Raw genomic sequence first — 22877 nt, 5'->3', positions numbered from 1 at the left:
AACAAGCTGTTTTCATTTTAATAAAGAGGATTTTTTTAATTTCATCACCGATTGCCTTTACTAACGTCTCTGCATCATCTGTAGTTACGACTTCTCCATTGACGATGGTGAGGATACCTTATCGAACCTTTTATTCGAATTTACTTAGTAGCTCGCTACATTGTGATATCTCTAAAAATATCGTTTGATTTTTTCACTATTGGAAGATCAAATACGTATCTATTATTCCTGCCATTTCCATTACTTCGTCTTCAAACAATATGAAAATAAAACCCTCAATCCAATTCTGCACGAGAAAACAAATCCGTAATAGTAGCTTCATCTTCACATGTATTTTTAAATGAAATAGCAAACTGCTCTAATGCTTTTTTATCTGTGGAATAAGCACAAAACATACTGGCTTCGGAATCAAAATTGACAATACCTTTTAATTCGGGCATTTTTTCTTCAAGAAAGACAATCGCCAAAGATTCCCAATCATAACCTCCTCCTTCAAATCCCTCATCAGCTCGTGTATCAAAAACCTCTTGCTTATATTCACCAACATCTAAACATAAGGACGCAGAGCTACTACTCCGATCAACCCAAAAAAACGGAGCTATTAGCTGTTTATCATTAATTAAATTCATCTTAACCCTCCCTAAAAATATAATTTTTTGTACCTTGAAACCTCACGCTTTCACCGAGCACATAATAATCACAATACTTAAAACTACATTATTACCTAGTTAAAGAGTTAGAATTTACCTTAGTCCATATTATGTCGGCAAATATGAATTAATTGGAGAATAATCAATTGAGTTATTGAGTGATAAAGTTTAAAAAATCGAAGAAGAGAATAACTAATCAGTTAGAGGAATTAGAATCTAGTAAGAGATAGCAAAACTATGATAATAATAGAAGAAATGGTATAATTAAAGAGTAACAGAATAAAGGTATTTAAGGGTGATTGGCAATCTTCTCTACTACTCCTAATTTAAATTTTTCTATTTAGTTCTAGGATAGAAAGGAGGGATTGCTTATGACAACATATGAAGCATTAAGCTTAGCTATTGGTCTCGGTACTTTAATTATAGCTATCCTTGCATTGTCATATACTTTTTCACAAAAAAAGTAAAAGCACCCTTTAAAACCTAAGCAGGGTTAGAGTGCTTTTACTTTCACTCTTGCCAATCGCTCTAAAAGCGTTTGTTTTGTTACTTGACCGTATTGTGTTACCGCACCATACGGTCTTTTTTCTTACCCTTATTATAACACATCGCTTTTTTTTCTCAAGAATTTATACCCCTATTACCCAGTATCTATGTACACAAAAGAACCCAACACAACACAAAATAAACCAATAAAGATAGTATAAATTAATAAAGCAATCCGTACACGGTCCAGTAAAATCGCTTTGAGGAATTGGTTAAATTTTAGATATTCATCTCAAATTCTCCTAAGTAAACTAAACCATTAAATAACTTATCAGTGTCAGTTATTTTTAAATTCGCATCTGTGTAGAAAAACATTGCATTTATATTTTTAATCCCTTTTCTAATACAGATAGTGTTGATTTCTAATAACGTATCCTTTGAAACTGGTATTTCTTCTAGTGCTTCTTCAACATTTATTAAATGGGCAATCTTATAAACACCTATCATGTCCTCATCGTACCATTCTGTTTTGATATCAACACAAAATTGACACACCATATATTCAGGGTCGTCCATTTCTACATCAGCATTGTAATCTAATTCAAAATATTTTTCGAATGTTTCATCGTCAGAGTTATTGATTCCTATCCATACATGCACTTTAGACATATCCATTATATTTTTACAACTCGCTCTCATATATTTATTGATGACATTCACCATTTGTTACCTGATTCTCTGTATCGTTAGATGAATTTGACTTTCTTCTCACCTTTAATCTCGCCTATCTGCCAGAATAATCATGATTATTACAGTATATTCTACCATTTCCAGCACCCATAGCGAACCTAAAATACCAAATAAATACATTAAAATTCATTCTTAACCTTCCTCTCTTTCCTATAATATTGATACTAACCATCACTATCACTATCACTATGAAATCGTGATATTTCTTCTCCTAACTCATACATAAAAGACATCACTTCTGTGTACAAAATGTTTTTCCTATAGTATTTAGGCTAAATATTAAATTTATTAATTAGTTAGTTGGTTGGTTGGAAAATCATTTTTATACAGATAATCCGTAATACCTAACAAAATCCTTTTGTTACCAACGTTTCATAATTACTACATTAATTACATGACTTTTTACACCGTTGCCACATTTTGGGTTATATGATAATCTACAGAAGTATTTTTTCCATTATTTTATCAAGGAGGTTAATTATGTTACGCACTGGTATTGTGTTTTTAATTTTGGGGCTAGGGGCATTTATACTGCCACAATTCGGTTTGCAATTTAAGTTATTTACCGTTTTTGGCGACATTTTTGGCGGAGGCGAAACCTTTGTTGAAATTGCTATTGCAGGTATCGGCGCCGTCCTAGTAGGCATTCATTTATTTAAAGGAAATAAGGACAAGTCGTCCGCAGCGTAAGAAGACATGGTTTGGGAGGAAGTTATTTTTGAAATCGTTAATTGCAAAACTATTAAAATCAGTATCTGTTATGACTTTAATTATGATGGTGTGTGCGGTTCCCGCATTCGCCGAAGAAGAGCTAAATTGGATAGAAGGTGGACAGAAAGTTGACGTTGGGAACAATTTAGCGGAATTAGAGTTAGGCAGTGATTTTATTTTTCTTAATGCCGAAGATACGAAAAAGTACCTAAAGCAGGGTGGAATGGAACCAAGCGGGTCAGAAATCGGCGTGGTTTTCCCAAAGGATGAAAATCAGACTTGGGCCGTTTATTTCGAATATGAAGAATCTGGATATATAGAAGACGACGAGAAAGCGGAAATCGATGCTGATGCCTTGTTAGAAAGCTACAAAGAAGGTACGGAAGAAATGAATAAGGAGTTAAGCCCTGAAAATCAGTTATTTGTTGACAAATGGGATGTTGCTCCATTCTACGACAACCAATTACATAGTTTGTCGTGGTCTTTATTGGCGCATGATTATCAAAACAAGGGTGTTATTAACTACAATGTGCGAATTCTATCGCGCGAAGGCTATATTTCGGCGATACTTGTTTCAGATCCGGCGAATTTGCAGGCCGATCGTATAGTGTTTAACAACAAGATTCTGTCGCAGTTTAACTTAAAGCAAGGTCAGCGCTATGAGGATTTTGACAAAAAAACCGATAAAGTAGCTGAATTCGGCTTAACAGGATTAATTCTCGGAGGCGCGGGTCTGGCAGTTGCGAAAAAGGCCGGCTTGCTTGCTGTACTTATCCCTCTATTGAAGAAGTTTGGGATCGTGCTTGTACTGGCTGTAGGCGCTATTTGGGGCTTTATTCGCAAAAAAATCAGATTGAAGAAAGAGCAGTCGGAGGAACAACCGACACAATCGGAGCAACCGGAACAGTCTGAGGAACCAGCACAATCGGAGCAACCGGAACAATCCGAGCAACCGGCACAGGATCAGGAGAATGACCGTAGCAAGGTTAATTTGTAAAAGTAATAACCACTAAACGTTTCGCGGATGTGGTTATTGAATTGTTTCAAAAATGGGTATAATCAAAGCCGTTCCTAATCGCTCGATAGACGAGTGACTAGGAACGGCTTTCATATCGTTTATTCATAATGTTTTAGTGTAAGTAAAATCACGCCCCCCTATCTTCAGCATTCATACCATATTTACCTATAGATTTATATTTCTAATGTAGTTATAACATTGTTTTTTCTTCTTTTAATGAAATTTCAATTGTTATTGCAAAGTTGCACTAAGCTTGCTTCTTGACTACTACTATTACAAATTCTTTTTTAAGCACACTAAAAACTCGATCATTCCATTTTCTATTTTGGCCGTTGCTTTTCCACCTAGTTTTTCTGCAAGCAGCTTGACAATAGATAGCCCTAGACCTGTGTTTTTACGTCTTGAATTGTCTGTTGTATAAAATCGATCAAAAAGCTGGTTAGGATTTAGTTGAATATTTTCGTCAATCGGATTCTTAAAACAGATATATGCATGTTCCCCCTCAAGCCACAACTTGATCGTTATATCACCTTGCGCATGCATGATGCTATTTCGTACTAAGTTTTGCACAATACGTAAAAGCTTTTCTTCATCAGAGTTAATAATGAGCGGCTCAAAATTAGGCAAGTTTACGGCTATTCCTTTTTGTTCAAATTGTGTAAAGGCACCAGCAATCTCTTCAAATACTATGTTTGATATATTAATACGATCCTTTTTAGGTTTATCTTCATTACTATGCAAATAGGAATATTCAAAAAATGTTTCTAATAATTGCTCTAGTCTTCCAACATGTTTTTGTGCGACTTCAAGCTTTGCAAGCTGCTTTTCTGTTAAGGGTTCTTTTAAAAGCATTTGTTGATAGCCCTTTATCGCAGTAAGAGGTGTACGAAAATCATGAGAAATGTTTGAAATCATTTCCTTATAGTATTTTTCTTCCCGTTTAATATACGACTTTGATTTTTGTGATTCTATTAATATGCGATTAATATTTGCCACGAGTTGATTTACATCTTTGTTTAATAGCTCTACGCTAATTGGCTGCGCATATTGCTCATGTAGACGTTGTGACAATTGTACGTTCATCAATCGTAATTGCCTTTGTATATAAAAAATATAAAACAGTAATCCTACAATGACTACAATTGCCACAACCCACATTCCCTACATCCCCTTACCTAATTTCTACTTTTCTAAATGTCATGAATGTTAAATATATAATTACTACTATAAAGATGGCGCAAATAGTAACGGCTGAAATTATATCACCTTTACTCATGCTTAAATTAATGGCCATATACTCAGCTGAATATGGTGTAAAGGATAATACTTTATCCATAATTTCAAATGAATCTTGGAAACTCGCTACCTGCCCAAAGAACATGGACATCATGTAATACGCAGCTACTACAAGCACCGATTTTCTTAAGGCAAACGCCAGTAAAATACAAGTCGTTAACTGGGCAAGATAAACCAATGTCATGGTGATCATTATTGTTACGTATTCGCCAAAGTTACCACTAGTAGTCGAAGTTAGAATACTTAAAAAACCTGCTGCTTTCCCGTCCATACTAAACGTGCTGTCCATTGATAAACCAATTATTGTAACGAGGATATACGGACTTACAAGAACAATAAGTAATATCCAATAAACAACTGCTTTACTTATGACAATTCGAATCCTAGCAAACCCACTTATAATAGGATGATGGATATTTTTTGTGTCAAAGTCTGAACAAATAAGTATAGTGGCAAGTACTGCGCCTACTATTGACATCGTGTTCATATCTGATAATAAAAAACCAACGTTGCTGACGCTTTCATTTATTGAGTTATTGCCGATCCCATACGCTATACTAAACATTGCTATTGCAGAACATGTTGTAAGTGCCAGTAAGACCCAAAATATTTTAGATTTAGTTGATTTATAGAGGTAGGCACGCACTAAATTAAACATGTCGCTCACCTCCAATTAATGTTAGGAAGTAGTTCTCTAACGTATCTCCTTGTAGACTAAATTCCGTAAGCGTTACCCCATTTTCAAATAATGAGGTTGATACATCCCCGAGATTTTCTAAAAAATCATACAATTTAATCGTTTTATTTGGCATGACTTGAAAGTTTTGTGTTTTAAGTACTGTTTCTAAAACATGTGCACATTGTTCTGGTGCTGTACAACCAATACGAATATAGCGTCTACATTCTTCGTCGAGCTGTTGTTGAGTCATTTGTTTCATAATTTTTCCTTTATGAATAATAATATAATCAGTTGTTGTTTGATAAAGTTCTGGTAAATTATGACTCGAAATTAAAATCGTCATCTGCCTCTCTTCACAAAGACGTGTTAAAAGCTGACGAATTTCAACAACACCTATAGGATCTAACCCATTCACTGGCTCATCTAAAATCAATAACTCTGGGTTAGTTAATAGCGCAATGGCAATTCCTAAACGTTGTTTCATGCCTAGTGAAAAATGCTTAGCTTTCTTATTATTTGTACTCGTCAATCCAACCAATTGCAGTATTTCATCCTCGAGCTCCTCATTTGGAATTCCCCGCATTAAACGATGATATTTAAGGTTACCTTTTGATGTCATATCAGGGCTAATCGCTGGTTGTTCAATCATGCAGGCAATACGTTTTCGTTGCTGCTGTATTTCCTTGTCGGATGATTTTCCAAATAACTCAAATGAACCATCTGTTTGAAAGCTAATCCCTGAAATAATCTTCATTAAGGTTGATTTTCCCGCACCATTTTCACCAATAAGCCCATAAATACGTCCTTCTTTTAATTCGATTGATACATCGTGAAGTACTGTATGCTTTTTATATGTTTTTGATAATTGATTCGTTTTTAATATGGTTTCTCCCATATTAAGCACCTCCCTTTCATATTCATAGATTACTCATGAAAGGTATAGATAAAGTAAAGATGGCGTATAGATTACGGATAAATTATGGACGTAAACGATAACCAAGCCCTCGAAGTGTCTCGATATAATCCGCTTGTGGATTTTTTGTCTTTAATTTATGTCGAAGATTACTAATATGGATTTTAATAATATGTTCATCCCCTAAATATTCTTCCTGCCAAATGGATTCATATAAATTTGCTTTCGTGAATACTTTCTCTTGGTTTGTCATAAACAATTCGAGCAATAAATATTCCTTTGCGGTTAGCAAAACCACTTCACCATTCACTGTAACTCGCTTAGCGACATCATCCAGTACTATATCCTTGAATTGCAGCTGCTTCATTGGTAAAGCTTGTTTTTTAACACGACGTAATACAGTTTCAATACGGGCAAGAACCTCACCAAGGTCAAAAGGTTTCGTAATATAATCATCCGCTCCTAAACGAAGCAAATCAATTTTTGTTGACACTAAATCTTTTGCTGAAATCATAACAACAGGTACATCCGAAATAGCGCGAATATCTTTTAATAATTCATCCCCACTTTTGTAGGGAAGCATGATATCAAGAAGCACAATATCAAACTTATTTTGTAAAAATGCTCGGTGACCTTCTATACCATCCATCGCACTTGTCACCTGATAATCTGCTTGCTCAAACAATTCTGTTAACATTGCATTTACATCTTCATGATCCTCAACCATTAAAATTCTCAATACAATCACGCCTTTGTTAAAATATATCAATTATTAAAATGAACAGATTGCTAAAAAATTGTTAAAATAGTTGACTATAATTTTATAAATAATCCCTCGTCTGAAATAAACATAATAACTCTGCAGGAACCTTTACTGAATCCTTATAAAAAAGATATACAGGAACACTTGGCAAAGCTATTTCATCGAAGGGGAGGATATTAAAGCGACCTTCCATCCGCTCTCTTCTCACAATCATTCGTGGCAAAAATGACATGCCTAATCCGTCTTTTATTAAGCGCTTTACCACATAGGATTGGGACACGGACACTTGTTTAGTTACTACATACTTTTCCTGAAGTTTATGTAATAAATCCGCCCAAATAGTTGGATGATGGTGTGTAAATAAAGTGTAGGTTTGAAATAATTCCTCATAATCAATATATGCTCCGGTCTCATCATCGAAAGCATCCAGAGGAATCACCATTTCTAGAGGACTCTCTACAAGAAGTTCTTGATGCCAATGTCGATAACGTGTTGGCAATAAAGAAATACCAATATGCGCCTTATCACTATTGATTAAATCCTCAATTTTTGCTGAATCCTCCACTAGAATCGATATTTCAATGGAGGGATTTTCATTGATAAACTGATAAATAACATGAGGCAATATCGTCTCCACCATTAATGGAGTCATTGCAATAATAATCTTTTCTTGAATCCCTTTAGTTGCTAACTGAAAGCGCTCAATACTTTTGTCCCATTGATGAATGATTTGCTGAGCTTCTATTAAAAAGAGTTGCCCTGCCTCCGTTAATTGCACACGATTCTTTTCACGTTTAAATAATTTTACATTCAAAAATTGCTCTAATTGATGAATATGAACAGTAATACTTGGCTGCGATAAATGTAGTTCTTCCGCGGCCAATCTGAAATTACAAAATTTAGCTGCTACTACAAAAGACTGTATCCATTTATAATCCAAAATCTCCTCATCCCCTTTCTATCAATTATGCCTGGGCATAATTGCGTCCGGATTTTGAATTGTGGATGCACAATTCATTCCTTTGAAAATCCGTGACATCCGCCGGAGGCTTTAACTTCTTTTAGCGGATGTTTGAACATCCGCTGAAAGAAATTAATGTTGTTAATCAACTTCATTAACTATATTTAATTTACTAAATTATCCAACAATAATAAACTTAAAAGTAGATCGATTACTTTTACACAAAGGGGAGATTCGTATGTTTGCTAAATTAAGTAAGCAATTTCGTACTTTTGCTAAAGATGAATGTGAAAACTCAAGTCCACTATATGAACATTTAGCAAATAAGATTGCCGATGATGATGAAATACTAAAAGTTGCCGCATTTATACCTCAAGGACAACCTGTACCTAATTTATTATTAGCTGGGGTTCAGTATTTGCTGTCATCATCAAAAGACGATTTAGTTAATTTTTATCCATCTTTAACGACAACACCATATGCAATAAATGAAGTGTATCCTGTATTTAAAGCATTCGTCTTATCTCATTTAGAAGAATTGCAGATTTTATTTCAAGAAAACCTTGTTCAGACTAATGAAATTCGGCGTTGTTCTTACCTTTATCCGATGATGACAGAAATTTATGAACGCCACCAAAAACCATTAGCTTTAATAGAGATTGGTGCAAGTGCAGGGCTTCAACTTGGAATGGATCAATACAATTATTGCTATAATCAACAACTTCACGTAAACAATTGTCATAACGATTTCGTTTTGCCCTCAGAAAATCGAGGAGAACCACTTCCAGCTTCCATTACAAATGCGCCAGTGGTTTGTAAACGAGTTGGCATCGATTTAAATCCTATTGATATTCATAATGAGGAAGACCTCCGATGGCTCCAAGCATTAATTTGGCCAGAGCATGAAGAGCGAAGACTTTTGTTAAATCAAGCACTCCCTATTTTAAAAGGACTCGATTTACAGCTAATAAAAGGAGATGCCATTAAACTTATAAAAGATATTAGTAAAGATATTAATCAAGATGCGATGTTAGTTGTTTATCATACGCATGTAGCCAATCAAATCCCAATGGAATTACGCCTTAAACTAAATGAACAATTAAAAGAGATCAGCATGGAACGACCTCTTTACCACTGTTATAACAATTTATTTGATATGCAACTGCATCAAGATTTTATTGATCAAGGAGAGATAAAATCTATACGTAATATGGAACGTCCTGATGGTCATGCTCGATGGTTCAAGTGGTCTAACAATAAATAAAAAGCACGAAAAAACGCTGCGTAAGATTTCGCTCTTATGCAGCGTCATGTTTTTGAAAACTATTATGTCAATGAAATAAGGTTTAAATACGGCTCTCCGGCAAAACGAGGGGTTGATTTCCGTTCCGGCTGGGCGCTTTGTAGCTGTCGCTTTGCTTTCGCTACATGAAAACATTTGTTGCTGCCGCTACGTTAGCACTACGCTTTCGCACAGAGCAAAGCTTCCTGGGGGCGTCCGATGAGCCGCTTCACTCGCGTTGCTCGCTCCAGGGTCTCGGGCCAACAGATGTTTTTTGCGCGAAAGCGAAGCGGCAGCAGCACCGATGTTGGTCACGAAGGCGTTATCACAGGACGTGATGGTTTTAGCCTTCGTTCCTCTATTGCTGATCCCCAAGGAGTCGCCCAACCTCCACTCCAATCAACAACTTCATAGCGCATAAATCTTCTATCATGACTCAGATTTTATAATCATAAAACGTAAGTTTAGCAAAGATCATTTTTTTCAGTGCGAAAGCGAAGTGGTAGCAACAACATGAGCAGAGGAGATTGCTCGACGCTCGCCCAAAGGAAAGGGGTAGCTTAGAACATAAATCACTTCATTTGTAGCGCTTCATACTTTCTCTATTGCGGCGACTAGTTTAATAAATTAGTAATCTCTAAAAATCATATTCCGCATCTTTTTTAGCACGAATTTCTGCAAACGCATCGGCTACCATTACTGTATCTTCAGCTAAGCGATCAAGGCGAAATAGAACATCATCATTCACAATTTCCTTCCGTAAAAAATCCTTTTCTTCAATAAAAACATATGTTGGTACGATGTGAGCTTTCATGTAAGCAAGAATTGGCTTTAACTGCTGCTCAATCATTAGGTAGTGCTTCGATGTGCCAGCTGTAACAACCGTACTCACTACTTTATCGCGAAAGGCATTGACAGGTAGTAAGTCAAAAATATTTTTCAACGTCGCAGGAATCGAAGCTTGAAATGTTGGTGTTCCAATGACAATTGCATCTGCAGCCATAATTGTTTCTGTCACATACTTTGTATCCCCATCATATTCAAAATAATTTCGTCCATCACTAAATTCCATCCTGTACTCAGCTAAATCTAGTAACGTAACTTCATGCTCTGGATATTTATCTTGTAAAATTTCAACTACTTTACTGATGGCTGTTTTAGTTTTTGAGCCGACAATTGAACCAGCCAGTGCAACAATTTTCATGCTGAGCACTCCTTATTTAACTGTATATTTTTTGATTGCAGGTAAAATATCGTTCCCTATCATTTCAATATTTTTCATTAATTTATCAAATGGTACACCGCCAAAATCAATTTGTGCCATAAAGCGCTGCATACCATAGAGCTCGTATTGGTACAGTAATTTTTCAATAATTTGTTCCTTACTTCCGACCATTAGGGCATCTCGTGTATCTGGCGCTTGCGCAAATTGTTGCTTCGGATAACCCGCGCCACGAATTGCTTGGAATCCCCCATTTAAATGGGGATACATCCCTTGTAGTGCCTCTTGAGTCGTATCAGCAACATAGAATAGGCTTGTTGTAGCAATCGGTAACTCTTGCGGATCAAAGCCACTTCGCTCCGCCGCTTCTCGGTAGGCATCTACAGATGGCTTAAAGTTAGCTGCGGGACCACCTAATGTCGTTAGCATCATTGGAATGCCCATATAACCTGCTTTTATGGCACTAGCAGGTGGTCCACCGACAGCTCGCCAAATTGGCAATGATCCATTTTTAGGTTGTGGCAAAATTTGCGCATTGTGAAGTGGTGTACGGAATTGTCCTTCCCAAGTGACAAGGTCATTGTCATTTATTTTTTTCAGCAGCTCTAATTTTTCTTCAAAAATTTCTTCATAGTCCTTTAAATCAACGCCTAGTAATTGATATGCACCAACTCGAGAGCCACGCCCTGCGACTATTTCCGCACGTCCATCAGAAATTAAATCAATCGTCGCAAAATCTTCATATACGCGTACTGGATCAGAAACACTTAGTACCGTCGCGGAACTTGCTAATTTAATTTTTGATGTAGCTTGTGCAATAGCTCCTAAAACAACTGTGTGTGCCTGTGTCGTAAAGTACGATTGATGACTTTCGCCAACACCAAAAACATCAATGCCTGCCTGTTCTGCTAGTTGGCTTGCTTCAATTAGCTCTTGGATTCGTTGCTGAGCCGAAATACGTTCACCTGTTAATGGATTTGGAATATGATCCCCTAATGAATATAGGCCAAATTCGATTCCTTTCGATTGATCAATACGGTATTTTTCCATGATTACAATCTCTCCTTAATCTAGTGGCTCTAAAATAGCTTCGATTTCTGCACGTTTTTCTTCTAAAAATGGTGGAAGATCAAGTTCTTTTCCAAGATCTTCTATTGCCGAATCAACTGTAAACCCTGGGCCATCTGTTGCCATTTCAATTAAAATCCCATTACGGTCTCTAAAATAAAGGCTTTGGAAATAATAACGATCCACAATGCCTGTACTATCAAAGCCCTGCTCCTTAATTTTGACATCCCATTGTTGTAATTCCTCCACTGTTCCGACACGTAATGCAAGATGATGAATACTACCACGACCAGGTTTCTCACTTGGCCCTTCTAATTCTTGTACAACGATTTCTCCAATTACTTCACCAGGAATGGATTGCAATACTACTTCTTTTTCACTTTCTGCAACTACTGTGTAGTTAAATAGCTCTTTCAATAAGCTTACAGTCCGTAGCAAGTAACGAACTGTTATTTCAACTGTACCCATCCCTAAAATGCGATGTTCTGCCGGGATATCAGAGCCGTCCCATGGTTGCCAATGACCGGGTGTTTCGTGACCGTGATTGTTTAATAGCACCATACGTAGCCCTTCATGATCCTCAAAAAACAATGCATCTTTACCTGCATAAGTTGTTATTTCACTATGTTCAACCTCTAACTGTTGAAAACGATTTTTCCAATATTGCAGACTGTCATAGCTTGGCACTAGTAGACCAATACGTGTAATAGCATTCGTTCCTCGAACTGTCCGTCCTGCTACGGGCATTTCAAAGAATGTTAATTCTGTACCTGCAGCTCCTGTTAAGTCTCCATAAAATAAGTGATACATGGAAGGCGAATCTTGGTTAACTGTTTTCTTTACACGACGTAAGCCGAGAATTTTTGTATAAAAATCATTATTACGTTTACCGTTTTTTGTTAGCATTGATATATGATGATGGCCGCTTAATTTGTTCATGAATGATTCCTCCTCGTTTTCAATTGACTAAGCAAGTGATAGTGTGAAAAAATTACGCTGGCGGTAACTTTTTTTCACGACTATGCTTTTCTAATTTTGTCATTAGTGTATTTAAAGTTTTCATTTCTTCTTCTGTTAATACTTCTTCAAAAAATGAAGACTGAAATTGTAGCTGACTTGGTGTTGCCGTATCAATCATCTGCTCGCCTTTAGCTGTCAGTGAGATTGTTTTGGTCTTCCAATTTTGCTTACGTTCAATAAGTCCCTCTTTTTCAAGACGAGCAAGCATCCGAGACATACCACCTTGCGTCACTGTAACTTTCTCCGCTAGCTGTGATTGCGTTAATGGTGCATAGGTCTTTATTTGTATAAGGACATCAAATTGTGCTGTTGTTAAGTCAAAACGCTTTAAAAACTCATTGGAAAGCTGGTTACTTTGATTTGTAAAGCGCATCATCCGAATCCATGTCAGTGATCCGAGCGTATATTTTCGCATCGCTTCCTCCTCCTCTTATTCATCACTTTACTACGCAAATGATAAATAAGCAAGAAAAATATCTTGAATTCAAGATATTTTTCAGTGTGAAGAACTCACACTATATAATGCCATGCGTCGTAATTGGATATAAGTTTCCTTTAAAGGCAAATGAAATTCTCCCTGTTTCTTCAGACACTACCATGATAAGCGCATCACTTACTTCACTTAACCCTAATGCTGCTCGATGCCTTGTGCCTAATTTCTTTTCCCCCGTATATCTATCTGACAGTGGCAGTACATTTGCTGCTGACTTAATTATATTTTGGCTTATTAAAACTGCGCCGTCATGCAGTGGATTTCCCGGAAAAAAAATAGATTCTAATAAAGAATGTGTTACTTCTGCGCCAATATGAATACCAGGCTGTATAATAGATGCAACAGTATCCTCCCGTTCAATAACAATTAGTCCACCGTGTCTTCTTTTAGACATATTTTGTACGCAATGCGAAAGCTCAGGATATTTTTCAGTAAACGGCGAAAGATAACAATTCAAATAAAATGTTGCAGCCTTCATTTCAATCGTTACAAATTTCTCTTTAATTTTTTCAAAATTCCCAAGAAGACAGTTTGTATTCGTATCCATTGCTTCTACACTTTGCTGTAAAGAAATAATGACCTGCAGAAGCTCTTCCTTTAATGTTTGTTTCATTGGTGAAAAATCGCAATTTGTTGGATCCACAAACAACACCCCGCTTTTAATTTTATTATGTATTTATTATTTAGTTTCTCTAAATGGAATTATTTTATTCGTCTTGAATTTGTTTATTAAACTAATACACCCTACTAATATTGTATGCTTTGTTTCTGATCAGATATTTAAATAGATAATCATGGAATTAATTTTTCATAGATTTTTTTAGATTAATTCAACATTTCCAATTTTTCCTTTTATAATTGAATAAAAATTGGAGGTGCTTTATGAAAAGAATTCCGTTGTTATCGCTATTCCTTATATTTATGATTTCATCCTCTGTTCAAGCACTCTCTTGGGCTTATCCTTTTGTCGTTTGGAAAGGAAAAGTTTATGAAGTTAAACAAAACGAATTTATTGAAGATAGTGAAATTGTTAAAAGTATAGGGGAAGTAAAGACCAAGCCAAATGATATGACTGGAGAATATTACGGAGATGCCTCAAACTATTTCCCAAAAGGAACAAAATACTATGCAATAAAAGGGACATCAACCTCCATTGCAATTGCAGTAAAAGAAAATAACCAGTGGGTTAAGGCAGTCTTTGTTCATAAAGCACCTTTTCACATAATGAACGTCATTTCAAACATTTACTTCATATCAGTTATTGTAATCATAGTACTATTTACAATGGGAGTTATATTATTCAGAAGTAAAAAGTCCAAAAAGTGTATCCATTAGTTTATGAAATGAATACACTTTTAGTTTTAGCTTACATTTGTCCAGCACGAATTTTCTTGACAATGCTGAATGTCGTATAGGCAGCGGCTGGTGCAAGTACTACAATAAAAATAAGCCAAACCGTTAAGTTATCAGTTGCTTTTAACGTGTCATAATTTGAGATAACAAACATAATTAATCCAAATAGTAATAAATAGCTCAGCACATTGGGAAAAATAACGATTAAACGCAATAGTGCTGGTGGCATTTTTTGCTGATTCATATAAACCACTCCCCTTTACTAAATTATACAAAAATATACTATTAACCGCATTATAATTCTTTTTTATTCCAAATTTCCGTTCTATTATTACTTTGTATTTGGTAAAAAAATAAGAGCCTTGCTACATTTTATTGTAGGAAGGCTCTTTAAAGTTGTTCTTTAAATGCTTAATCATTATGCTTGTTGTTTAAACTTATTTTTAGATGGAACAAATAGAGTTAAAACAAATGCAATTATAGCTAAGATTGTCATGAAATAATAGGCATCACTTGAGCCTAAAATGGAGGCAAGTGTGCGAATACCTTCAGCCGTAGCATTTGGTGTTTCTACTAGCAATGTTTTCGCATGGTTTGTCGTTTGTGCTGTGAAAATGGTAATAACAACTGCAGATCCAATTGCACCTGCAATTTGGCGTAATGTATTATTCACTGCTGTACCATGCGTGACAAGTGTCTTCGGTAAGGCATTCAAACTTGCTGTGTTTAAGGGCATTGTGATAAAACTCAACCCTATACGTAGAAAAATGGTACGTATTATTAAAAAGCTATAGGCTGTTGTTTCTGTTAAATCTGTTACAACCCACATTGAAGGAATAACAAAAATCAAACCGATAATAAATAACGGCTTTGCACCAAAGCGGTCATACATTTTTCCTGTTACTGGAGACATAAAGGCATTTACAAGTGCACCCGGTAATAATAATAAACCCGCGTCTAATGCCGTAAACCCTCTTCCATTTTGCAAATATATTGGTAATAAAATCATATCCGCATACATCATCATTGTAACAATAATGTTGATGATAGACGTTAGCGTAAATAATTTATTGTTAAAAACAGATAAGTTAAGAAGTGGATCATCAGATTTAATTTGGCGTAGGCAGAATATTGCCGTAATCATTATCCCCACAAGTATAGAAGCGATTACTACTTTATCATCCCAACCATGGCTTCCTGCATTACTAAAACCATACAAAATAAGACCAAAGCCAATTGTTGATAAAATAACACTTAATACATCTAACTTCGGTTTTGCTGTTTCTGAAACATTAATTAAGTATTTCATTGCCATAAATATAATGATCACGACAAATGGGATTATTCCAATAAATAACCAACGCCATGAATAATAATCTATAACGAAACCTGCTAATGTTGGCGCAATTGCTGGAGCGAAAATAATAGCTAGCCCAATTAAGCCCATCATACTTCCTCTTTTTTCGGGAGGGAAAATAAACATTACTATACTCATTAGCAATGGCATAATAATTCCAGCTCCTATTGCTTGAATCATACGACCTATTAGTAAAGTCGCGAAGTTCGGAGCTACTGCACAAAAAATAGAGCCTAATAGTAAAAACAGCATTGAACTTATAAATAATTGGCGTGTTGAAAAACGTTTCATTAAGTATGCTGTAATAGGGACTAGCACCCCGTTTACTAGCATAAAGCCAGTAGATAGCCACTGAACGGTTGTAGCAGAAACAGAAAATACGTCCATTAAATTACTTAATGCAACGTTTAACAATGTTTGGTTTAGTGTAGATAAAAAACACCCTAAAATAAGTACGGTTAACAGTACTTTTTTATTTATTGCTTCCGACATTAATTTATTCCTCTTCCCACTTGTTTTATTAACACTATGTCAATAAAATAGATAATAACATTTTTATTTTTCAATGCCTATTTACAATTTTTCAAGAAGTGTCAATTAAACAACAAAATTTAAAATACTATTAATTAAATTTGTATTTAATAGATAAAGGAGAATTAAATTGACTACACAAAAAAAGCAAGACCCTCGAGCTATTCGCTCTAAACGAGTATTTAAAGAAGCTGTCGTAGATATTTTGATTGAAAACCCAGATATTTCGAAACTTACAGTACAAAAAATAGCCCATCGCGCAGAGCTAAATCGAGCAACTTTTTATTTGCATTTTTTAGATATTAACGATTTATTAAAGCAGCTGGTTTATGATATTTTCGACGACTTGTTGTCGGAAATATCTCCAACTTTACAAATTGATAATTTTAATAATCAAGAACAATTAATTACGTTTTTAGATTACTTTTATAAGCACAGAAAAATTTTAGCTGTTCTATTTGAGCACCCTGGTTTCAATAGAAAAATGCATATGACATTAAAGGACTTGATTGTCATACAACGTAAAAGCGAAGGCTCTGATAGTACCAGCATAACTCTGTCAATGGATATTCTCGCATCTTCAATACTTGGGATTATCATGTGGTGGCTCAGAAACGGGGTTCACTTTAGCTCCGAGTATATAGCCAATCAAATTATTGAGCTATATCGATAATTATTGCTAACTCTCCTCTTTCTTAAAAAGAGAAAAAAATGGCTCACCCCAAAATGTGGATGTGTTTCGCTATGAAAGCATTTGTAGCTGTAGCTTCGCTTTCGCACAGAAAACATACACTGAATATAGAAAAGTACCCTTTAGATGTAGCGTCATCTAAAAGGTACTTTATGTTTTTGATTAAATTAATTGGTTGTTATTCCACGTAAAGACGGATTGATCGGATGTCAGGAAGGTTTGTGGGAAAACCTCCTGTGCATCTGCTAAAAATTTCGGTAAATCATGTGGTAAAAAGCGGGCACTTAAATGGTTCAGAAGTAAATAGTTTGCTCCAGCTTGTTGTGCCACCTTTGCTGCTTCGACATTTGTAGAATGCCCGTAGTTCGCTGCTAAATCTGTCGTAGTACCATCAAAGGTCGCTTCGTGAATAACGATATCTGCTCCATTAGCTAATGAAACAGCCTCTGGACAGTATTTAGTATCTCCTAAAATAGTGAGCGTAAAGCCCTTTTTGGGTGGAGCGACAACATCTTTCGCATAAACAACGGTGCCATCCGCAAGTTCAATATCTTTCCCAGCTTTTAATTGTCCTAACAATGGACCTTTTGGAACACCAAGAGCCAGTGCTTTTTCCATTAACAGTTCGCCAGGCAAATCCTTTTGCTCAATACGGTAGCCATAGCATGGAACTACATGTCGTAATTCACTTGCACTTACTGTAAAATGTTCATTTTCAAAAATAATACCTTCATGAACTTCAACAAATTGTAAAGGATATGTTAAATGCGTCTTTGACAAAGCTAAGGTTTGCTCGATCCATTGTTGTAAACCCTGTGGGCCAAATATCGTTAACGGCTCGTCCCCACCTTGAAATGAACGAGAGCTTAAAAAGCCAGGTAATCCGAAAATATGGTCACCGTGTAAATGTGTAATAAATATTTTCGTTACTTTTCGTGGCTTTAACGATGTATGCAAAATTTGATGCTGGGTCGCCTCCCCGCAATCAAAAAGCCACATTTCTCCCACTTCATCTAAAAGCTTTACCATTAGGGCACTTGTATTTCGGTCCTTTGAAGGCATTCCTGCGCCTGTTCCTAAAAAATGTAGTTGCACATATGCCACCTCACTTCTATATCTATATCGCTTTATTGTACCCTATCGCTCCCAATAAAAAAAACCTTTGGTCACTAGTTTTGTCCAAAGGTTTCATAATTATTTCGGTTCCCATGATACGAGTGCCGCATGGAAATCATGACGATAATAATAACGCCCGTTCTTTTCCTCAATAAACGGCAAGAGCGCTTCCTCAACATGCTCTCTATTAAAAGTATCATTTAATATTTTTTTACTTTGTGTTGTTACTAGCTGCTCATAGCTTTCATATTCATACACTCGTTCTAATGGAATGATTTTACACTCTGCATAAATATCCATTTCATATAGCAAATTTAAAAATTCTATATAATCTCTTCGTGGAAATTTAATATCGTAGCCATACTTTTCGTATAAAATTTCATAATGGGGCTGTATCGGCCCTGTTGTCATGCCAATAATTGCGCGCTTTTTAGCAAGACGATTCATATGGTAAAGTGCTGATTTGATTTCATACATACGATAAAAGCAATTGACACCAATGACTATATCGTGCGCTTCTACTTCATCTTCAGCAAGGCTTTCCCATTTTGCATGAATATAAGAAACATATTGCTTATCCTCCAAGCAATTTTCTAAATAGCTAAGAATACTTTCTGAGCTATCTACACACGTTAGCTTTCGCACATGATCAGCTAGTGGAAACGTATAATTGCCCCAGCCTGGACCAATTTCCAATACCGAGTCCTCTGGTTGAATACTTTTTTGAATTTCTTGAAAAATTTTCTCAGCATAAGGATCTGTTTGTCCAGCCTTTTTACGTGCAATTGACTGCACCCAAAACTGCTCCTCTAATTGATCATTAACCATTCTTTCAGGCATTTGGCCATGCCAGTCCTTCATACCTTCCTGCCATACAGCCTCATAGTTAATAGCTAACGGTCCTTTTCTTGTCATACATGTACCTCTATATTCATGATTTCATATACTTTTTTCATATCGAGATTAGCGCGAACATGCTTTGCCAGCATATTGTAAGCATCCTCTCTTCGTTCTGCGTCACTTTTTACATCACTTGGTAAAGCAGCAAGCCCCTTCTTCATGCGAATGTCATTGACAAGCTGTCGTGTAAAGGTGCGATTATGGAATAAACCGTGGAAATATGTTCCGATGACTTTTTCATCGGCACTTACTGCCCCATCTACTCGCCCATCTGCAAGCTGTAAAAATGGTGAAACTTCATCACGTAAAATTTTTGTACGTCCAAGATGAATTTCATAGCCAGTAAATGTATCCTGTCCTCTTGTTCCAGTCATTTGAACTGTTTTTTTATCGCCAACGAAAACAGTTTCCATTGGTAATAATCCTAGCCCTTGCGCTGAATCACCATTTCCTTCTACTGCTTCTGGGTCTAGTAACGTTTCGCCAAGCATTTGGAAGCCACCACAAATGCCAATAATTTTTGTCCCTCGTCCACGTAATTCAGCTATCGCTTGATCGAAGCCTTGTGCCTTTAACCATGCTAAATCATCCATTGTACTTTTTGTTCCGGGTAGTATGAGTAAGTCGGGCGTACCAAGCTCATTGACATTGCCAATTAATCGTACACCAACCTCTGGCTCATCAAAAAATGGATCAACATCCGTAAAGTTTGAAATGCGCGGCAAGCGAATCATAGCCACATCCACTGCAAATTCTCCAGGCTTTGGCTTTTTAAAGCGCAATGAAGATAGTGCTAATGAATCCTCAGCTTCAATATTAACCTCTACATACGGTACAACTCCAAGGACAGGAATCCCCGTTTCACGCTCTACCCACTCAATGCCATCATCGAGTAATTCACGCATCCCTCTAAACTTATTTATAATCAACCCTTTTACACGAGCACGTTCTGCATCGTCAAGTAAAGCGAGTGTACCAACGATCGATGCAAATACACCGCCTCGATCGATATCAGCAACTAGCACAACCGCTGCATCTGCTAGATGAGCCATCCGCATATTTGCTATGTCACGGTCTTTCAAATTGATCTCTGCCGGGCTTCCTGCACCTTCAAGGACAATTACATCATATGTATTTTGTAAAGTTCGTACTGACTTTTCAACGATCGGCATCGCTTCTTGTACGAATTGATTGCGATAGCTTTTGGCATCCATATTCAAAAAATGTCTGCCATGAACAATCACTTCCGATACCATATCCTGCTTTGGTTTCAGCAATATAGGATTCATATCCGTAGTTGCGACAACACGTGCCGCCTCTGCTTGTACACCCTGTGCACGGCCAATTTCTCCGCCATCTTGAGTTACGAACGAATTAAGAGCCATATTTTGAGATTTAAACGGCACTACCTTTAGCCCATCATCAGAGAAAATACGGCACAGTGCAGTACAAATCATACTTTTCCCTACATCAGATGCTGTTCCTTGAATCATAATAGATTTTGCTGGCATAGTCTTTTCCCTCCTTTTTATAGTTGCAGTGCGTGACTCAACTTGCTTCGCGGGAATATCCCCCAAAGCGGGCGGGGATTCTGTCCTGTTCCGCAGGTATTTCTCTCCAGAGCGCGAGTATTCTCACTCAAAACGCGAGTATTCTGCTTCGCTCCGCGAGTATTTCCTCTCCAAGCGCGAGTATTCTGCTTTGCTCCGCGAGTATTTCCATTACAAGTGCGAGTATTCTGCTTCGCTCCGCGAGTATTCCTCCCCAAGCGCGAGTATTCTGTCTTGCTCCGCGAGTATTTCCTCTCCAAGCGCGAGTATTCTGCTTCGCTCCGCGAGTATTTCCATTCCAAGCGCGAGTATTCTGCTTTGCTCCGCGAGTATTTCCTCCCCAAGCGCGAGTATTCTGTCTTGCTCCGCGAGTATTTCCTCTCCAGAGCGCGAGTATTCTGCTTCGCTCCGCGAGTATTTCCATTCCAAGCGCGAGTATTCTGCTTCGCTCCGCGAGTATTTCCACCCAAAGCGCGAGTATTCTGCTTCGCTCCGCGAGTATTTCCTCTCCAGAGCGCGAGTATTCTGCTTCACTCCGCGAGTATTTCCATTCCAAGCGCGAGTATTCTATCTTGCTCCGCGAGTATTTCCTCTCCAAGCGCGAGTATTCTGCTTCGCTCCGCGAGTATTTCCTCTCCAAGCGCGAGTATTCTGCTTTGCTCCGCGAGTATTTTCACTTCAAGCGCGAGTATTCTGCTTTGCTCCGCGAGTATTTCCATTACAAGTGCGAGTATTCTCATAAACTTGCGAAGTTCAACTTGATACAAGGGGGGCATCTTGCTTCACGGGATTTTCCCTCGGTCCTCGGGCGTTCCCCCCAGAGTGCGAGTATTCTCACAAACGTGCGAAGTTCAACTTGATACAAGGGGTTCAGCTTGCTTCTAGTTATTCTACCCCGTTCCGTTCGGGTATTCCCACCTATGTGAGAATCTCAAATTAGAATTCTAGGCCTTTAACAGCTGGAATTCCTTCTTCGTAATAATGCTTTGTCGCATCAATTGTTGATACTAAATCTGCCATTGCTATTAGCGCTGGGTTGGCGCTACGTCCTGTTACAACTAAATGCATTGTAGATGGGCGCTGTTGAATAGCTTCAATGACTTCGGCTATTGGAAGCACATCATCGATTGGAAATTTTGTAATAGCAAGCGCATTGTTGAGCTCATCTAATACGAGTACATCAATACTGTCGTCTTGCAGGGCAGCCTTTGTTTTTTTCCATGCCTTTGCTAACGCAGCACGATGTTCTTCTGGTGTTTTTGTCCAAGTGAAGCCGATTCCCATTTGCTCCATTTCAACGCCAAGCTTACGAAGAGCAATTTGCTCTCCGTATGTACGCTCTGGTGATTTAATAAATTGCATGTAACGTACATTAAGCCCTCGACCAACTGCACGCAATGTGACGCCAAGAGAAGCCGTTGTTTTTCCCTTCCCTTCACCTGTGTAAACTAAAAACAAGCCTTTTCTAGCCATTTTTCAAGCCTCCCTTAAAGCCATGTTGTTTTTTCTTCAGATGGTGTACGTTTCTTGTCTTTAAGCTCCTGCTCTTCTGGATAGCCAATAAAGATTGTTCCTACTACCTTTTGTGATTCACTTGCGCCAATGAATGCATGCATACGTGGATCATGAACAAGCCCTACACCACGTGTGCGCCATACAAAGCCAAGCCCTAGTTCCTCTGCTGCAAGCCACATGGACATGATGGCGCTACATACAGCAAAGACATTATCTGCTGTCGCATCTGCATCGTCTTCTACAATATCTGCTGTCACAACAATGGCCACTGGCGTTGTTTGAACTACCTTTAACGAGCTCTCTACTAAATTAGGTTTAGTTGGGAATCGCTCTTGCAAATAAGCACTTGCCATTTCCTCATAGCGTCTCATCGCATCATCTTGAATAACATAAAAATGCCATGGCTCACGCATACGGTCATTTGGAGCATAAGTAGCTGCTTGTAGAATTTGCTCGATTTTCTCTTTTTCAACAGGCTGTGCCGTGTAATTACGAATTGCTCGACGATTTTTTAAAGCCTCTATTACTGTCATGATTTGTTTCCTCCTTATG

The 22877-nt window shown here is 37.3% G+C and carries 27 protein-coding genes; 6 read left to right on the top strand and 21 right to left on the bottom strand.

What is annotated here, in order from left to right; genetic code table 11:
• Positions 1 to 275 precede the first annotated feature (275 nt).
• Entirely contained in the window at positions 276 to 629 is a 354-nt protein-coding gene (locus tag JNUCC51_RS21740; protein ID WP_337989724.1) for an immunity 51 family protein, read from the bottom strand.
• Positions 630 to 1021: 392 nt separating this feature from the next.
• Between JNUCC51_RS21740 and JNUCC51_RS21735 the strand changes: the two genes are divergently transcribed.
• Positions 1022 to 1117, top strand: coding sequence for a putative holin-like toxin (locus JNUCC51_RS21735; protein WP_337989723.1), 96 nt, complete (start codon positions 1022 to 1024; stop codon positions 1115 to 1117).
• A gap of 298 nt (positions 1118 to 1415) precedes the next feature.
• Here JNUCC51_RS21735 and JNUCC51_RS21730 read toward each other — a convergent pair whose 3' ends face one another.
• Positions 1416 to 1859 (bottom strand): immunity 22 family protein, encoded by a 444-nt coding sequence (locus JNUCC51_RS21730; protein WP_337989722.1) that lies wholly within the window; start codon positions 1857 to 1859, stop codon positions 1416 to 1418.
• A gap of 507 nt (positions 1860 to 2366) precedes the next feature.
• Here JNUCC51_RS21730 and JNUCC51_RS21725 point away from each other — a divergent pair.
• The gene (locus tag JNUCC51_RS21725; RefSeq protein ID WP_049664394.1) at positions 2367 to 2576 is read left to right on the top strand and encodes a hypothetical protein; all 210 of its coding nucleotides are present in this window, start codon (positions 2367 to 2369) and stop codon (positions 2574 to 2576) included.
• Between the two features lie 28 nt (positions 2577 to 2604).
• Positions 2605 to 3594, top strand: a complete 990-nt coding sequence (locus tag JNUCC51_RS21720; protein ID WP_337989721.1) for a DUF2167 domain-containing protein — start codon at positions 2605 to 2607, stop codon at positions 3592 to 3594.
• 294 nt (positions 3595 to 3888) lie between these two features.
• On the opposite strand, the gene JNUCC51_RS21715 is transcribed toward JNUCC51_RS21720, so the two are convergent.
• From JNUCC51_RS21715 to JNUCC51_RS21695, 5 genes are all read right to left on the bottom strand, one after another.
• Positions 3889 to 4773 (bottom strand): sensor histidine kinase, encoded by an 885-nt coding sequence (locus tag JNUCC51_RS21715; RefSeq protein WP_337989720.1) that lies wholly within the window; start codon positions 4771 to 4773, stop codon positions 3889 to 3891.
• Positions 4774 to 4786: 13 nt separating this feature from the next.
• Positions 4787 to 5569, bottom strand: a complete 783-nt coding sequence (locus JNUCC51_RS21710; protein ID WP_337989719.1) for a hypothetical protein — start codon at positions 5567 to 5569, stop codon at positions 4787 to 4789.
• Positions 5562 to 6485: an ABC transporter ATP-binding protein gene (locus JNUCC51_RS21705; protein ID WP_337989718.1), complete on the bottom strand. Its 924-nt coding sequence runs from the start codon at positions 6483 to 6485 to the stop codon at positions 5562 to 5564. The genes JNUCC51_RS21710 and JNUCC51_RS21705 overlap by 8 nt, the downstream gene beginning before the upstream one ends.
• Positions 6486 to 6567: 82 nt before the next feature.
• The gene (locus tag JNUCC51_RS21700) at positions 6568 to 7242 is read right to left on the bottom strand and encodes a response regulator transcription factor (protein WP_443136964.1); all 675 of its coding nucleotides are present in this window, start codon (positions 7240 to 7242) and stop codon (positions 6568 to 6570) included.
• Between the two features lie 82 nt (positions 7243 to 7324).
• Positions 7325 to 8206 (bottom strand): LysR family transcriptional regulator, encoded by an 882-nt coding sequence (locus tag JNUCC51_RS21695; protein ID WP_337989716.1) that lies wholly within the window; start codon positions 8204 to 8206, stop codon positions 7325 to 7327.
• 259 nt (positions 8207 to 8465) lie between these two features.
• Between JNUCC51_RS21695 and JNUCC51_RS21690 the strand changes: the two genes are divergently transcribed.
• Positions 8466 to 9491 carry a DUF2332 domain-containing protein gene (locus JNUCC51_RS21690; RefSeq protein WP_337989715.1) on the top strand — a complete coding sequence of 342 codons (1026 nt, stop codon included), beginning with the start codon at positions 8466 to 8468 and terminating at the stop codon, positions 9489 to 9491.
• 655 nt (positions 9492 to 10146) lie between these two features.
• Here JNUCC51_RS21690 and JNUCC51_RS21685 read toward each other — a convergent pair.
• The 5 genes from JNUCC51_RS21685 to cdaS form a co-directional block, all read right to left on the bottom strand.
• A complete protein-coding gene (locus JNUCC51_RS21685; RefSeq protein ID WP_337989714.1) occupies positions 10147 to 10713 on the bottom strand; it encodes an NADPH-dependent FMN reductase in 567 nt (188 codons plus the stop codon).
• A gap of 12 nt (positions 10714 to 10725) precedes the next feature.
• Positions 10726 to 11781 (bottom strand): LLM class flavin-dependent oxidoreductase, encoded by a 1056-nt coding sequence (locus tag JNUCC51_RS21680; RefSeq protein WP_337989713.1) that lies wholly within the window; start codon positions 11779 to 11781, stop codon positions 10726 to 10728.
• A 15-nt stretch (positions 11782 to 11796) separates the two neighbouring features.
• The gene (locus JNUCC51_RS21675) at positions 11797 to 12738 is read right to left on the bottom strand and encodes a ring-cleaving dioxygenase (protein ID WP_337989712.1); all 942 of its coding nucleotides are present in this window, start codon (positions 12736 to 12738) and stop codon (positions 11797 to 11799) included.
• A 52-nt stretch (positions 12739 to 12790) separates the two neighbouring features.
• Positions 12791 to 13234: a MarR family winged helix-turn-helix transcriptional regulator gene (locus tag JNUCC51_RS21670; protein WP_337989711.1), complete on the bottom strand. Its 444-nt coding sequence runs from the start codon at positions 13232 to 13234 to the stop codon at positions 12791 to 12793.
• 100 nt (positions 13235 to 13334) lie between these two features.
• Entirely contained in the window at positions 13335 to 13955 is a 621-nt protein-coding gene (gene cdaS, locus JNUCC51_RS21665) for a sporulation-specific diadenylate cyclase CdaS (RefSeq protein WP_337989710.1), read from the bottom strand.
• 239 nt (positions 13956 to 14194) lie between these two features.
• Here cdaS and JNUCC51_RS21660 point away from each other — a divergent pair, with 239 nt between their 5' ends.
• Positions 14195 to 14647, top strand: coding sequence for a hypothetical protein (locus JNUCC51_RS21660; RefSeq protein ID WP_337989709.1), 453 nt, complete (start codon positions 14195 to 14197; stop codon positions 14645 to 14647).
• A 31-nt stretch (positions 14648 to 14678) separates the two neighbouring features.
• On the opposite strand, the gene JNUCC51_RS21655 is transcribed toward JNUCC51_RS21660, so the two are convergent.
• Positions 14679 to 14909 (bottom strand): acyl-phosphate glycerol 3-phosphate acyltransferase, encoded by a 231-nt coding sequence (locus JNUCC51_RS21655; protein WP_100545188.1) that lies wholly within the window; start codon positions 14907 to 14909, stop codon positions 14679 to 14681.
• A 174-nt stretch (positions 14910 to 15083) separates the two neighbouring features.
• Positions 15084 to 16514, bottom strand: coding sequence for a DHA2 family efflux MFS transporter permease subunit (locus tag JNUCC51_RS21650; RefSeq protein ID WP_337989708.1), 1431 nt, complete (start codon positions 16512 to 16514; stop codon positions 15084 to 15086).
• Between the two features lie 169 nt (positions 16515 to 16683).
• On the opposite strand from JNUCC51_RS21650, the gene JNUCC51_RS21645 reads away from it, so the two are divergent.
• The gene (locus JNUCC51_RS21645) at positions 16684 to 17226 is read left to right on the top strand and encodes a TetR/AcrR family transcriptional regulator (protein ID WP_337989707.1); all 543 of its coding nucleotides are present in this window, start codon (positions 16684 to 16686) and stop codon (positions 17224 to 17226) included.
• Between the two features lie 180 nt (positions 17227 to 17406).
• On the opposite strand, the gene rnz is transcribed toward JNUCC51_RS21645, so the two are convergent.
• The 7 genes from rnz to JNUCC51_RS21610 all read right to left on the bottom strand — a co-directional run bounded on the left by rnz (position 17407) and on the right by JNUCC51_RS21610 (position 22858).
• Positions 17407 to 18339: a ribonuclease Z gene (gene rnz / locus JNUCC51_RS21640; protein ID WP_337989706.1), complete on the bottom strand. Its 933-nt coding sequence runs from the start codon at positions 18337 to 18339 to the stop codon at positions 17407 to 17409.
• A gap of 99 nt (positions 18340 to 18438) precedes the next feature.
• A complete protein-coding gene (locus tag JNUCC51_RS21635) occupies positions 18439 to 19275 on the bottom strand; it encodes a class I SAM-dependent methyltransferase (RefSeq protein ID WP_337989705.1) in 837 nt (278 codons plus the stop codon).
• A complete protein-coding gene (locus tag JNUCC51_RS21630) occupies positions 19272 to 20771 on the bottom strand; it encodes a cobyric acid synthase (protein WP_337989704.1) in 1500 nt (499 codons plus the stop codon). Before JNUCC51_RS21630 ends, JNUCC51_RS21635 begins: the two co-directional genes overlap by 4 nt.
• Before the next feature lie 127 nt (positions 20772 to 20898).
• On the bottom strand, positions 20899 to 21366 hold the full coding sequence (locus JNUCC51_RS21625; protein ID WP_337989703.1) for a hypothetical protein: 468 nt from the start codon (positions 21364 to 21366) through the stop codon (positions 20899 to 20901).
• On the bottom strand, positions 21341 to 21577 hold the full coding sequence (locus JNUCC51_RS21620; protein ID WP_337989702.1) for a hypothetical protein: 237 nt from the start codon (positions 21575 to 21577) through the stop codon (positions 21341 to 21343). Before JNUCC51_RS21620 ends, JNUCC51_RS21625 begins: the two co-directional genes overlap by 26 nt.
• 169 nt (positions 21578 to 21746) lie before the next feature.
• Positions 21747 to 22283, bottom strand: coding sequence for a cob(I)yrinic acid a,c-diamide adenosyltransferase (locus JNUCC51_RS21615; RefSeq protein WP_337989701.1), 537 nt, complete (start codon positions 22281 to 22283; stop codon positions 21747 to 21749).
• A 14-nt stretch (positions 22284 to 22297) separates the two neighbouring features.
• Positions 22298 to 22858: a nitroreductase family protein gene (locus JNUCC51_RS21610; protein WP_049664373.1), complete on the bottom strand. Its 561-nt coding sequence runs from the start codon at positions 22856 to 22858 to the stop codon at positions 22298 to 22300.
• Positions 22859 to 22877: the final 19 nt, after the last annotated feature.

It is taken from the genome of Lysinibacillus sp. JNUCC 51, from assembly GCF_015999525.1.
GTDB lineage: Bacteria > Bacillota > Bacilli > Bacillales_A > Planococcaceae > Lysinibacillus > Lysinibacillus xylanilyticus.
The sequence above is the reverse complement of the archived record's forward strand: the minus strand, read 5'-3'. Positions and strand labels throughout refer to the sequence as shown.

What these genes read in the sequence shown, in the direction of transcription:
- JNUCC51_RS21740 (WP_337989724.1), bottom strand. Translation starts at nt 629, where the DNA reads ATGAATTTAATTAATGATAAACAGCTAATAGCTCCGTTTTTTTGGGTT.
- JNUCC51_RS21735 (WP_337989723.1), top strand. Translation starts at nt 1,022, where the DNA reads ATGACAACATATGAAGCATTAAGCTTAGCTATTGGTCTCGGTACTTTA.
- JNUCC51_RS21730 (WP_337989722.1), bottom strand. Translation starts at nt 1,859, where the DNA reads ATGGTGAATGTCATCAATAAATATATGAGAGCGAGTTGTAAAAATATA.
- JNUCC51_RS21725 (WP_049664394.1), top strand. Translation starts at nt 2,367, where the DNA reads ATGTTACGCACTGGTATTGTGTTTTTAATTTTGGGGCTAGGGGCATTT.
- JNUCC51_RS21715 (WP_337989720.1), bottom strand. Translation starts at nt 4,773, where the DNA reads ATGTGGGTTGTGGCAATTGTAGTCATTGTAGGATTACTGTTTTATATT.
- JNUCC51_RS21710 (WP_337989719.1), bottom strand. Translation starts at nt 5,569, where the DNA reads ATGTTTAATTTAGTGCGTGCCTACCTCTATAAATCAACTAAATCTAAA.
- JNUCC51_RS21705 (WP_337989718.1), bottom strand. Translation starts at nt 6,485, where the DNA reads ATGGGAGAAACCATATTAAAAACGAATCAATTATCAAAAACATATAAA.
- JNUCC51_RS21690 (WP_337989715.1), top strand. Translation starts at nt 8,466, where the DNA reads ATGTTTGCTAAATTAAGTAAGCAATTTCGTACTTTTGCTAAAGATGAA.
- JNUCC51_RS21685 (WP_337989714.1), bottom strand. Translation starts at nt 10,713, where the DNA reads ATGAAAATTGTTGCACTGGCTGGTTCAATTGTCGGCTCAAAAACTAAA.
- JNUCC51_RS21680 (WP_337989713.1), bottom strand. Translation starts at nt 11,781, where the DNA reads ATGGAAAAATACCGTATTGATCAATCGAAAGGAATCGAATTTGGCCTA.
- JNUCC51_RS21675 (WP_337989712.1), bottom strand. Translation starts at nt 12,738, where the DNA reads ATGAACAAATTAAGCGGCCATCATCATATATCAATGCTAACAAAAAAC.
- JNUCC51_RS21670 (WP_337989711.1), bottom strand. Translation starts at nt 13,234, where the DNA reads ATGCGAAAATATACGCTCGGATCACTGACATGGATTCGGATGATGCGC.
- JNUCC51_RS21660 (WP_337989709.1), top strand. Translation starts at nt 14,195, where the DNA reads ATGAAAAGAATTCCGTTGTTATCGCTATTCCTTATATTTATGATTTCA.
- JNUCC51_RS21655 (WP_100545188.1), bottom strand. Translation starts at nt 14,909, where the DNA reads ATGAATCAGCAAAAAATGCCACCAGCACTATTGCGTTTAATCGTTATT.
- JNUCC51_RS21650 (WP_337989708.1), bottom strand. Translation starts at nt 16,514, where the DNA reads ATGTCGGAAGCAATAAATAAAAAAGTACTGTTAACCGTACTTATTTTA.
- JNUCC51_RS21635 (WP_337989705.1), bottom strand. Translation starts at nt 19,275, where the DNA reads ATGACAAGAAAAGGACCGTTAGCTATTAACTATGAGGCTGTATGGCAG.
- JNUCC51_RS21630 (WP_337989704.1), bottom strand. Translation starts at nt 20,771, where the DNA reads ATGCCAGCAAAATCTATTATGATTCAAGGAACAGCATCTGATGTAGGG.
- JNUCC51_RS21615 (WP_337989701.1), bottom strand. Translation starts at nt 22,283, where the DNA reads ATGGCTAGAAAAGGCTTGTTTTTAGTTTACACAGGTGAAGGGAAGGGA.
- JNUCC51_RS21610 (WP_049664373.1), bottom strand. Translation starts at nt 22,858, where the DNA reads ATGACAGTAATAGAGGCTTTAAAAAATCGTCGAGCAATTCGTAATTAC.